The 9,860-nt window shown below is 42.2% G+C and carries 12 protein-coding genes; 4 read left to right on the forward strand and 8 right to left on the reverse strand.

The annotated features are described in order from the left end of the window. Positions 1–124: 124 nt before the first annotated feature. The 7 genes from F6J99_RS35150 to F6J99_RS35180 form a co-directional block, all read right to left on the reverse strand. Positions 125–262, reverse strand: a complete 138-nt coding sequence (locus tag F6J99_RS35150; RefSeq protein WP_293120118.1) for a hypothetical protein — start codon at positions 260–262, stop codon at positions 125–127. 72 nt (positions 263–334) lie between these two features. After that, a complete protein-coding gene (locus F6J99_RS35155) occupies positions 335–1,483 on the reverse strand; it encodes a hypothetical protein (protein ID WP_293120120.1) in 1,149 nt (382 codons plus the stop codon). Between the two features lie 314 nt (positions 1,484–1,797). Further along, positions 1,798–2,088, reverse strand: coding sequence for a hypothetical protein (locus F6J99_RS35160; RefSeq protein ID WP_293120122.1), 291 nt, complete (start codon positions 2,086–2,088; stop codon positions 1,798–1,800). Between the two features lie 336 nt (positions 2,089–2,424). After that, positions 2,425–2,703: a hypothetical protein gene (locus F6J99_RS35165; RefSeq protein WP_293120124.1), complete on the reverse strand. Its 279-nt coding sequence runs from the start codon at positions 2,701–2,703 to the stop codon at positions 2,425–2,427. A gap of 402 nt (positions 2,704–3,105) precedes the next feature. Further along, positions 3,106–3,408, reverse strand: a complete 303-nt coding sequence (locus F6J99_RS35170) for a hypothetical protein (RefSeq protein WP_293120126.1) — start codon at positions 3,406–3,408, stop codon at positions 3,106–3,108. A gap of 869 nt (positions 3,409–4,277) precedes the next feature. After that, on the reverse strand, positions 4,278–4,550 hold the full coding sequence (locus tag F6J99_RS35175; protein WP_293120128.1) for a hypothetical protein: 273 nt from the start codon (positions 4,548–4,550) through the stop codon (positions 4,278–4,280). Positions 4,551–4,566: 16 nt separating this feature from the next. After that, a complete protein-coding gene (locus F6J99_RS35180) occupies positions 4,567–4,857 on the reverse strand; it encodes a hypothetical protein (protein ID WP_293120130.1) in 291 nt (96 codons plus the stop codon). An 87-nt stretch (positions 4,858–4,944) separates the two neighbouring features. On the opposite strand from F6J99_RS35180, the gene F6J99_RS35185 reads away from it, so the two are divergent. The 3 genes from F6J99_RS35185 to F6J99_RS35195 all read left to right on the forward strand — a co-directional run bounded on the left by F6J99_RS35185 (position 4,945) and on the right by F6J99_RS35195 (position 5,700). Next, entirely contained in the window at positions 4,945–5,094 is a 150-nt protein-coding gene (locus tag F6J99_RS35185; RefSeq protein WP_293085240.1) for a vitamin B12 dependent-methionine synthase activation domain-containing protein, read from the forward strand. Between the two features lie 128 nt (positions 5,095–5,222). Further along, positions 5,223–5,507, forward strand: coding sequence for a hypothetical protein (locus tag F6J99_RS35190; protein ID WP_293120132.1), 285 nt, complete (start codon positions 5,223–5,225; stop codon positions 5,505–5,507). Continuing rightward, entirely contained in the window at positions 5,476–5,700 is a 225-nt protein-coding gene (locus F6J99_RS35195; RefSeq protein WP_293120134.1) for a hypothetical protein, read from the forward strand. The genes F6J99_RS35190 and F6J99_RS35195 overlap by 32 nt, the downstream gene beginning before the upstream one ends. Before the next feature lie 426 nt (positions 5,701–6,126). Here the strand turns inward: F6J99_RS35195 and F6J99_RS35200 are convergent, their stop codons facing one another. After that, complete coding sequence (locus F6J99_RS35200) at positions 6,127–7,602, reverse strand: AAA-like domain-containing protein (RefSeq protein WP_293120136.1); 1,476 nt, start codon at positions 7,600–7,602, stop codon at positions 6,127–6,129. Between the two features lie 485 nt (positions 7,603–8,087). Between F6J99_RS35200 and F6J99_RS35205 the strand changes: the two genes are divergently transcribed. Next, a partial coding sequence (locus tag F6J99_RS35205; protein WP_293120137.1) for a PatA/PatG family cyanobactin maturation protease occupies positions 8,088–9,860 on the forward strand: 1,773 nt, incomplete at its 3' end.

Genomic DNA, 9,860 nt, shown 5'->3' on the forward strand with positions numbered 1-9,860 from the left:
TTCACTGGAGCAAGCCGAAAGGCAAGCCGGAAGGTTGAGGATACCTAGGAGCCGTATGCGGTGAAAGTCGCACGTACGGTTCTGAAGCGGAGGTGCCCCGGATAATACCGGGCATCGACCGTACCTAGGGAATCGGGAGTCGGGAGTCGGGAATCGGGAGCAGGAAAGGTGGAGAGGTGGGGAGTAGCGATCGCAAAAATTCCCACACTTCCCCCTCTTCCCACACTTCCCACACTTCCCACACTTCCCCCTCTTCCCACACTTCCCCCTCTCCCCACCCTTCCCTCTCCCCAAACCTCCCTACTCCCTACTCCCTACTCCCTACTCCCTATTTCTAGAGAGCCGAAACTCGTCGCAGCAAATCACTTGTGCATGAATAGTAGTTCCAAATCGCCCTGTAAAAATTGTTATACATTTCAATAAACAGGTAAATTTGATCCCCTAACCGTTGCCGAGTTTGTTGATCAACGTGGGCAATGTCTTGAAAGATGCGATGAATTAAGTTTTCTGATTCTCCGGTCAGATTTCTGTTGACCAATTCTCGAATTGGGTCGATAAACCCAGACTCAACATTAACCCGCTCACAAGCAGCAAGGTAGGATGCTAAATGATGGTATGCTTGACGTTTTAACACCCCTAAGGTACTCAATAAAACCAGTGGCTCGGAGTTTGCCCAATAGGCCAACGCATTCCCAATTGCCACAGTTTCCGGTAGTGCGATCGCATCCTTTAAATCCTGATCGCTAATACCAATACCGTTCAACGCCTTCAGCCAAAGCTGATCTTGCCCATATTCTTGACTATAGAGTTGGTTAATCAATTGTTGAACCTTTCTATAATTTTGGCATCCCAGCACTGGGAAGTCCCAATTCCACCGATGGCAAGACAAATGGTAATGCTCTATCCCAAAGCCATACAAAACAGTGATCGGTAGCTCAGAGCCGTAGGGTGCGTTAGGGACGGGCTCGCCGTGATTTTCACAGTCGCCAGTGTTAGGTTGCTGCCCGATTGTAACGGGCAAGATGCCCGTTCCACCCACCGGGTCAGAGGTTATTGGTTTCCAAAACAGGTTTCCTTCAACAGTAGTTTCGAGTAATTTATTGGTAAAATCCTCCAATTCCAGCAGAGTATCGATACCAGAATGAACTTTAAACGGAGTAGCATCATCCAGTAACGCCTGCTCTTCCAAGCCTTGCAAAATTGATTGAATCACCTCCGGGTTATCAGGAGCAAAAAGCTCTTGAAGCTCCTCAATACTCCTAGTTCCATCCATCATTACAAACAGTGTTTGTAACGTTTCTGCTGACAAACCGCTAGTCTCGAAACCAAAATATTGACCATCCCGATAAAAAACAATCTGATCGCGATATATATTAACGTTAGAGGCTAATTTCGGGTAGTTTATTGTAATCTTTTTCTTATATTTCCCATCAAATAATGGCTGGGATTGGTCTATAATTGAGTTTAAATTTACGCTTTCCACAGGTTTTTCGTTACTCTCAGTAATTGTATATAAGCGGATTCATTGGATTTATGAGGTACGCTTCTAAACCTCAAAGTCCCCCTTGATAAGGGGGATTTAGGGGGATCGGTTTGTAGCTCATGGGATAGAGAATTGCTATATAGCAGTTTTTAATTCGATGAAGGACTTTCGTCCTGGGTTTATGGAGCAATTTTATGGATCCATAAACCCTTGGCTTTCTACTAAGAGGCGGTTTTAAAAGTATTAGATGCTACTAAACTATCCTCTAACAAAAGAAGCCAAGGTATTTCCTCAATCGAGATTAGAAGACTCGATTAGAGGGGTATAGCGCAAAAAGGAGGGTGTCCAGGGAAACATTTTGGAAAGGGATAACAGCGGTGGATCGGACCAGGTAGGGGAAAACGCTTCATAGGCTCGGGAAGAGGCTTGGGCTCAGGCTTTTCCTCAGGCATGGGTTGATGGGTATCAATCCTTATATCTTCGATTGCTGTGATTTCTACGGTGTTTTTCATTTCAATGGGATGTGGGAATATAGAACCCCCTTGGAATGAGGACAACTCCTCAGTGTTGATTTCCTGGAGATTTTCCAGGTTCTCAATTTTCATTGATTTTGTCTCCTTCTTTAGATAGTCTAAGAATAGATGAGATTTCAAGATTTATCATCTTGTTATGCTATGCCTAGTTTATGCGATTGGTTTAGATTGTTGTCGCCAACTTGGCTTTTTTTTATAAGAATAGTCGCTTTTTGCTAAGACCAATTAATTACAATTCTTAACAATATCAGCGACTATAGAACGGAATATAGTATATTGTTAAATTTTATGGATCCATAAACCCTTGGCTTTCTACTAAGAGGCGGTTTTAAAAGTATTGGATGCTACTCCACCATCCTCTAACAACAGAAGCCAAGGTATCTCCTCAATCGAGATTAGAAGACTTGATTAGAGGACTGCATAGCAATAGGGGTGTACAGGGCCACATTTTGGTGGCAAGGGATAATAACAGGGGTTGGGACGAGGTAGGGGAATAGGCTTGGCAATAATAGGAGGGTTGGGCTCAGGCATAGGCTCAGGCATAGGCCGATGGATATCAATCTTTATATCTTCGAAGTCTATCATGTCCCTGATGTCCACCGGATGTGCGATCATCCGACCCCCTTGGAGTGAGGAAAACTCCTCAGTGTTTATTTCCTGAAGATTTTCCAGGTTCTCAATTTTCATTGATTTTTTCTCCTTCTTGAGATAGTTGAATAATAGATGAGGTTTTAAGCTTTCTCATCTTGGTATGCTATGCCTAGTTTATGCGATTGGCTTGGATTGTTGTCGCCAACTTGGCTTTTTTATTAACACAAAAGTCGCTTTCTGCTTAAGGAACTTAATTGAAATATTTAATACTATCAGCGAAGTAGTTAGTCTATAAAATTACTCCAACGGGCGACAAGCATCGAAAACTACTTACCAACTCTAAGGTTAAGGTCACTACGCTCCAAAACTATAGCTAGACAGTGATGAGCCTAGTTTCAATTACTAATAACTCAATCCCTGATTATTCCGTACAAAGTGAATTGTCTGAATCTAGACTAGATCAGAGTTATAGCTGAATTGTTACCTCAAGAGATAAAATTACAGAATCGAGACCACATAACAGTCGCTAATATGAGATGATTGAGAGTTACGTAACGGAATTTCCTTTTCCCCTTTATTAGTGAATAACTTGGTAGAGAATTCTCGAAGTTCTGGTGTATTGAAGTCATCAAGGCTAACAGGAACTATCCCACATATGACATCTCCATGACGAATACGAGGCTCTGGCTTATCTTTGAATTCTGTTCGATACTTGCCAAAAAACGCATACTGGCCACCTTCAACAGAAGATAAGTTCTCTATTGTTATCTCCTGGAGATTTTCCAGGTTCTCAATTTTCATTAATTTTTTCTCCTTCTTGAGATAGTCTAAGAATAGATGATATTTCAATCTATATCATCTTGGTATGCCAGGCTTATGCTAGAACATTAGCTTTTATAATTGTTGCCATATTGGCTTTTTAACTACCACTTTTGACTAACAACTTTCACCTAAACTAGCAATTATCATACTTATCACATACACAGGATTTTTTTCACTCTTCCCTATTCCCCTCCTGGGAGGGGTTAGGGGTGGGTTCCTGCTCCCTGCTCCCTGCTCCCTGCTCCCTGCTCCCTGCTCCCTGCTCCCTAAAAACCCAGAACTTTGTACCTCACTAAATTGATAACTGCTATTAAAAAAAAATTGGCGTTGCTGATTATGGGTATGGTTCCGCCCCCCTAGCCCCCCAATTCTGGGGGGAAAAAAACTCTTAAAGTCCCCCGCCCCCCTAACCCCCCAACTTTGGGGGGAATTAGCGGATGCTTCGCTTTTTGACAGATGGGGACCAACGGGGGCTTTAATAAAACCAGATAATCGCGCATTCATTCCTTAATTCAGCAACGCCAAAAAAATCGCTCCCTGCTAAGGCCAAATTAATGGAAATCCTTAACAACAGAAGCGAATTAGTTACTATGTGAAAATCCCTGTATTGGGTGACAAGCACCGAAAACTGATCATTACCAACTCTAAGGTTAAGGTCACTATGGTCAAAAACTATACTTATATAGTATACTTATATAGTCATGCTCATAGGTTCAATTACTGATAACTTAATCCCTGATTATTCCGTCTAAGTGCTCGGAAAATCTAGTTGATAAGTTCAGTAAATGAATTCGCCAAATCCAGACTAGATATGGATTACAGCTGACCTTTTACCCCAAGATAAAAAATTAAAGAATAACAGGACAAATCTTTAACGCACTGATCGAAATTGCCTTGATATCTTTCTCAGGTAAAGGTCTGGGATAACCGGGATAACATGGTGGAGGTGGTGGTGGACAATAGGGATAAATCGGAGGTTTGTAATCTGGATTAATACGAATATCGCCTATATTTATTTGATCTGCGATCGGTTTATGGGCGATCGCTATCATTCCACCTTCTACAGAAGATAATTTGTCTATATTTATCTCCTGGAGATTTTCTAAGTCTCCAATTTGCATGGAAAATTCTCCTTCTTCAGCTCAACAATTGTTGATGTTGATGTTGATGTTGATGTTGATGTTGATGTCTGGGTGAAACATGTAATTGCTTCATTTGATTATTATTGTCCGATGTTATCTTCTCTATGTCTTGCCAATTTGGCTCGAATAGGTTAAACATTTTAGGGAACAGGGAGTCGGGAGTCGGGAGTCGGGAGTCGGGAATCGGGAATCGGGAATCGGGAACAGGGAACAGGGAATAGGAGTTGCTATACCCTAGGTGGTTTGTGTTGGGTCTAGCTGATGCGATCGCATACACCCACATCACACCCCTTTGAGACGATCCGACTGGTGACTGCTGGTGGCGAAAGCACCATCACATAAGGGTTTCAGCCCTGCCACAAAAACAATCCTCTTGATCCATTACACTCAAGTGCCACAGTTGCAATTATTGGGATGCGATCGCATTGGGATATCGATCGATGAGAGCGAACAGCTTTATCCAGAGCAAACGACCACTGCTTTTGTCACCTATCATCCTGTCGCTAGATATTTTAGTGCTTAGATCGATCGGCAATGGGGTCGCGTTGATATCCAGGCGACCTCTAATTTTTCTTGATAATTGCTAGGCATCGGCATAGCTCCTTTAGCCTAAATTTCAACTGGATTGGCTTTCATGCATAGAGGTCTCTAATGAGTGAAACAAACGATGGATCGAATTGGCATCAAGATTTTATTGCCAGTAATTTGTTGGTCATTGGCTATAATGCTTGGGCTGGTCATCTCACTCAGTTGCGCGGTGCGATAGTTTGTAGCACAAATTCTCCAACATTGGGGGTTGGCGGAGAATCATTCAAAACCCATTTTGTCGGACGTTCTCGCCTTGGGCCGTTCCTGAATGCCTGGTTAGCGGCTCCTGACACTGCAATGCGGGCCCCATCACTTTATGATTGCTCACATCAAGGAAGTTGTCGATAATTATTCTCCAACCACAGAGGTTGTATTGTTGCTGGAGTCTTTCGATCAAGTGACGTTCTTTTACTTGAAAAACCTACCCATCACACCACCTCAATGCTACGAGCAAGTCCGTAAGACTTGGGATGAATTCCAGCCAGGCGTTAGTGCTGGGCAAGATGAACAACTTCCAAGGGTAATTAACAGCTTGAGATAATCATAGATTATCTATTTTATATCAGGACTTACGCAAAGGTAATATCTGTAGAGTTAAAAACTCTAAAGCTATAGTTTTTAACTCTATATATACAGAGATACTATTTCAGATTATTTTAACATTTAATATCAATTGTAAATTTTTTATAGAACCCATTTGGGTTCTATAAAATTACCTGGAGACATAGGGAGATGGGGAGATGGGGAGATGGGGCTATTTTTAGACTTTTTTCCCTATTCTATTTCTCTTTCCTCCTGACTTCTGACTCCTGACTTCTGACTCCTGCTTCCTAAACCTCACTTTTGTAAAGATACCAAATGGGTTCTATAGTAGCAGTGTTATGCGCAAACAAAACACTGCGTGATATGTTTGCGGAGCATTCCGTCAGGAAAAATTAAACGTAACGCACCGCAATCCAAATAACAATCAACTCAAAACTCCCGTAAAAAACGGACGAAATAACTCACAACACAGACTCGCCCGATCGCCTTCCAAATGAACCAACCCCATCTTTTGTAACTGATAACCAAGGGATAGTTTTATTTCTATTGGTTTGGAGTTATTGACAATTTCAGTAAAAATAGGCAATAATTCATCGTAGAGTTGCAGGTTCCACCATTGTTGTTGTAAATGTTCCGCATAAAGAGCAGTTGCACTCTCAGAATTTTCTAAAAGTTCTTCCAGGGTTATAGTCTGTTGCTGCAGGTAATAAAACGCCAACTGCAACCGATAGGGATGTCCGCTCAGAAGAGTAATTAGTTGCTGGATTTGTTGTTCGGTTATATCTTTTTTGTACCGCTTCGCTAAATCCTGCACTTGAACCTGTGTAAACTCTGGTAAATTGATGACTAACCCAGTATTCAAGAGGGAAGGATTAATTGAGGGAGGCATCATAATTTCAGTAGAATGAGCTATCACCAGGCGCAGTTTGTACCAAGGATTGCTCTGTGCTATCCCTACTTGAGCTTGCTCAGACCATGTTCGCAGAAGTTGGAGAAATTCACGAGCAATATCTGGGTAGGCAAAAAGCAGATCGAGTTCATCGATAGCGATTACGAGAGGGCGATTGAGGTCAGCTAAGATAAGATCGTTGAAATAGTCGGTGGCGGTTGATTTGCTACCCAAGGAATTCTGCCAAAAATCGGCTATCCGCTCATGGATAATTGTAGGCGATGGTGCATTGGAAAATTCTAATTCCTTGCTGACTCTAGCACAGAACCATTGTAGGAAGCGTTCTAAATTCTGTAAAATCTCAGCCTCAGCAAGTTGCAAGCTCAGAGAAACAGTTTGATACCCCAGGGATTTAGCGTAAGCAATGATGCGACCGATCAGGGATGTTTTGCCCATTTGCTTGAGAGCGCGGATGTTCAACAGTATACCCGGTTCTTGGATGCTTTCGTAACAAAGGGATTCAATGATGGGACGGTTAATGTAAAAGATAGAATCTAGGGGTAGTTGTCCTCCTGGTACTTTTTGCCGACGAGGTTGCAAATTATTCTGTGGTTGAACCATTTTTTTAATTTGGGGGGTATTGTGGCGATCGCCTAGCATATCGAAATGAGAATTGGATGCAGGTTCAAGGAGGGAAAAGGTTTCGACAGTTGGTATAGGGTTAATTTTGGCTAGATTATCTTGATTAGATTGTGGGTAGAGATAGTCGTCCTTTGTCAAGGTTAGATTAAAAGCATGGAAGCAGCACTTCAAAGTCCGTTTATCAACTCCTGACGAGCAGGTAAAAACTTTGCTGAGGGTATTGGGAGTTAAACCAGTTTCTTCACTGATAGATTCGAGGGTATAGCGCTTGGAGTGTTGCTCAATCTCTGCCTTAGCTTTTGCCTGATTGAGTTTCCTTAAGCCCTGAATACTTAAGATTACACCTCGCCGACGTGCATGGTTGCTCATTATTGTGAGATTTTTCTATTCAAAATTAGACATTAAAATAGACATCTCAATAACAGTTTTTAAAACCATTAATATGCCAGATACTCTGCTTTTTTAGAGATATCTAATAGAAATAAGCAACAGGTCAAGATGCTTACATTATCATGCACCGTCGCCAAAATGATTGTAATGAACTACTAAATTAAATGGAAGGTACAGTGCTTAACTTTGTAAGTTTGGAGAAATTCCCAAGTTAAGAAAATTGTGTAGGGGATGGTGGAGATGTTCTTAACTTTTGGAGAGCTGAAATTTAGATTGGGAATAGCTTTAGGGATTTACTGGTGCTAAGTGCTTATCTTTTTTATTAAAATTACAAACTTTGGTTGTGCTGACAAAAGAAAACCTATACCTTGTACTCATAGCTAAATACAAAAGCTAAACAAAACAGACAAAAGAGGTTATGAAACAAAGAGGTTATGAAACAAAGAGGATAGAGATAAAGTTTGGTGACTAATATTGCAACATCAACCGAACTCAGTTCACTAATGAATAAATCTCTTGGTGATTCTGAGGTATGCATTGCCATCCTTGATGGACCAGTTGACCAGTCCCATCCATGCTTTGATGGAGCCAACCTTTCTCGCTTGCCGACATTGGTATCAGATGTTGCTAGCAGTGCTATGATGTCAGGTCATGGAACACATATTGCCAGTATCATCTTTGGTCAAAAAGACAGCTCTGTTAGTGGGATTGCTCCTCAATGCCGTGGGCTAATTGTTCCCGTGTTCTCAGATGGTAAAAGGGGAAAGCTTTCGCAGATAGATCTTGCACGAGCGATTAACCAAGCAGTTGAGGCAGGAGCTAATGTGATTAACATTAGTGGCGGTCAACTGAGTCAATCAGGAGATGCAGACCCAATCTTAGCTGATGCAGTCCGGTTTTGTAATAATGAGGGCGTTCTAATTGTTGCTGCTGCGGGAAACGATGCTTGTGAGTGTCTTCATGTTCCTGCTGCTTTACCCTCAGTGTTAGCTGTCGGTGCTATGAATGCCCAAGGATTGCCTGCCGATTATAGTAACTGGGGCAAGATTTATCAATATCAAGGCATTCTCGCCCCTGGAGAAAACATTTTAGGTGCAGAACCCGGTGGTGGAGTTGTGCTAAGAAGTGGCACCAGTTTTGCAACACCTATTGTATCTGGTGTTGTTGCCCTACTACTTAGTATTCAACTGGCGCAGGGAGAAAAGCCAAATCCCCATGCTGTCCGTGAGGCAATCCTGAAGACTGCACTACCTTGCAATCCAGAAATAGTCGAAGATTGCCGTCGTTTTTTGGCTGGAACTCTTAACATTTCTGGGGCTTATACCCTAATTACAAAAGGAGGATTAGCAGAAGTGTCAGATCCCAAATCAGAAGAGGTAGTCGTCCAACCGAGTCAGGTTGAAGACCTTACACCAGAAGACACTAGCTCAATAAACGAGATACAACAACTTGAACCGAGTGATGCTATTGCTCCGAGTTCAGAACAAGTCAGTTTCCAGTCCCCAGAAATTGGCATCCAGGCTGCAGAAGCAACCAACTCAGAATCGTCTATGACAACAAATATTCAGCATTCGGAAAATCCAATGAGTGTCACATCTAACAACGTAGCAACTTTATCTAGTGTCGCCCCTTCTGGTGACTGTGGATGCAACGAAGATATAGTAGCGTCCTCTATCACCCCAAGTAACGCACCAATGTCCTTAGTTTATGCCCTGGGAATTCTTGGTTATGACTTTGGAACAGAGGCTCGCCGAGATAGTTTTAAACAGCTTATGCCTCTGGTTTCGTCAGATAACGGTCTACCTACTGATAAGGACAAAGACTCAGACGACGCTATCAAAGTTCCTGCTAATCCCTATGATGCCAGACAGATGGCAAGATATCTAGAAAAGAATATTTCGGAGGCGGCATCACTGATTTGGACGCTAAATTTGGAACTAACACCTATTTATGCCATTAAGCCACAAGCTCCTTTCGCTTTAGAGGTCTATACATATTTTCAAGAGTTTCTAGCTGGGCAAGTTCTGGATACAGAAAATGAAGCCTATATTGAAAGGGTTTCCATCCCAGCAGTTTTGACAGGTGAAACTGTCACCCTATTTTCTGGTCAGGTTGTTCCTGTTATTGCACCGTTAAATACTCGTGGGATGTACGGTTGGAAGGTTAACGCAGTGCTCGATCAGGTAATCGCAGCGATCCAAGAGCACCAACAGCAGCAAGATCAGAAAGATCAGAAA

Origin of the sequence: Moorena sp. SIO4G3 (assembly GCF_010692305.1) — a bacterium.
GTDB lineage: Bacteria > Cyanobacteriota > Cyanobacteriia > Cyanobacteriales > Coleofasciculaceae > Moorena > Moorena producens_A.

What these genes read in the sequence shown, in the direction of transcription:
- F6J99_RS35160 (WP_293120122.1), bottom strand. Translation starts at nt 2,088, where the DNA reads ATGAAAATTGAGAACCTGGAAAATCTCCAGGAAATCAACACTGAGGAG.
- F6J99_RS35165 (WP_293120124.1), bottom strand. Translation starts at nt 2,703, where the DNA reads ATGAAAATTGAGAACCTGGAAAATCTTCAGGAAATAAACACTGAGGAG.
- F6J99_RS35170 (WP_293120126.1), bottom strand. Translation starts at nt 3,408, where the DNA reads ATGAAAATTGAGAACCTGGAAAATCTCCAGGAGATAACAATAGAGAAC.
- F6J99_RS35175 (WP_293120128.1), bottom strand. Translation starts at nt 4,550, where the DNA reads ATGCAAATTGGAGACTTAGAAAATCTCCAGGAGATAAATATAGACAAA.
- F6J99_RS35190 (WP_293120132.1), top strand. Translation starts at nt 5,223, where the DNA reads ATGAGTGAAACAAACGATGGATCGAATTGGCATCAAGATTTTATTGCC.
- F6J99_RS35195 (WP_293120134.1), top strand. Translation starts at nt 5,476, where the DNA reads ATGATTGCTCACATCAAGGAAGTTGTCGATAATTATTCTCCAACCACA.
- F6J99_RS35200 (WP_293120136.1), bottom strand. Translation starts at nt 7,602, where the DNA reads ATGAGCAACCATGCACGTCGGCGAGGTGTAATCTTAAGTATTCAGGGC.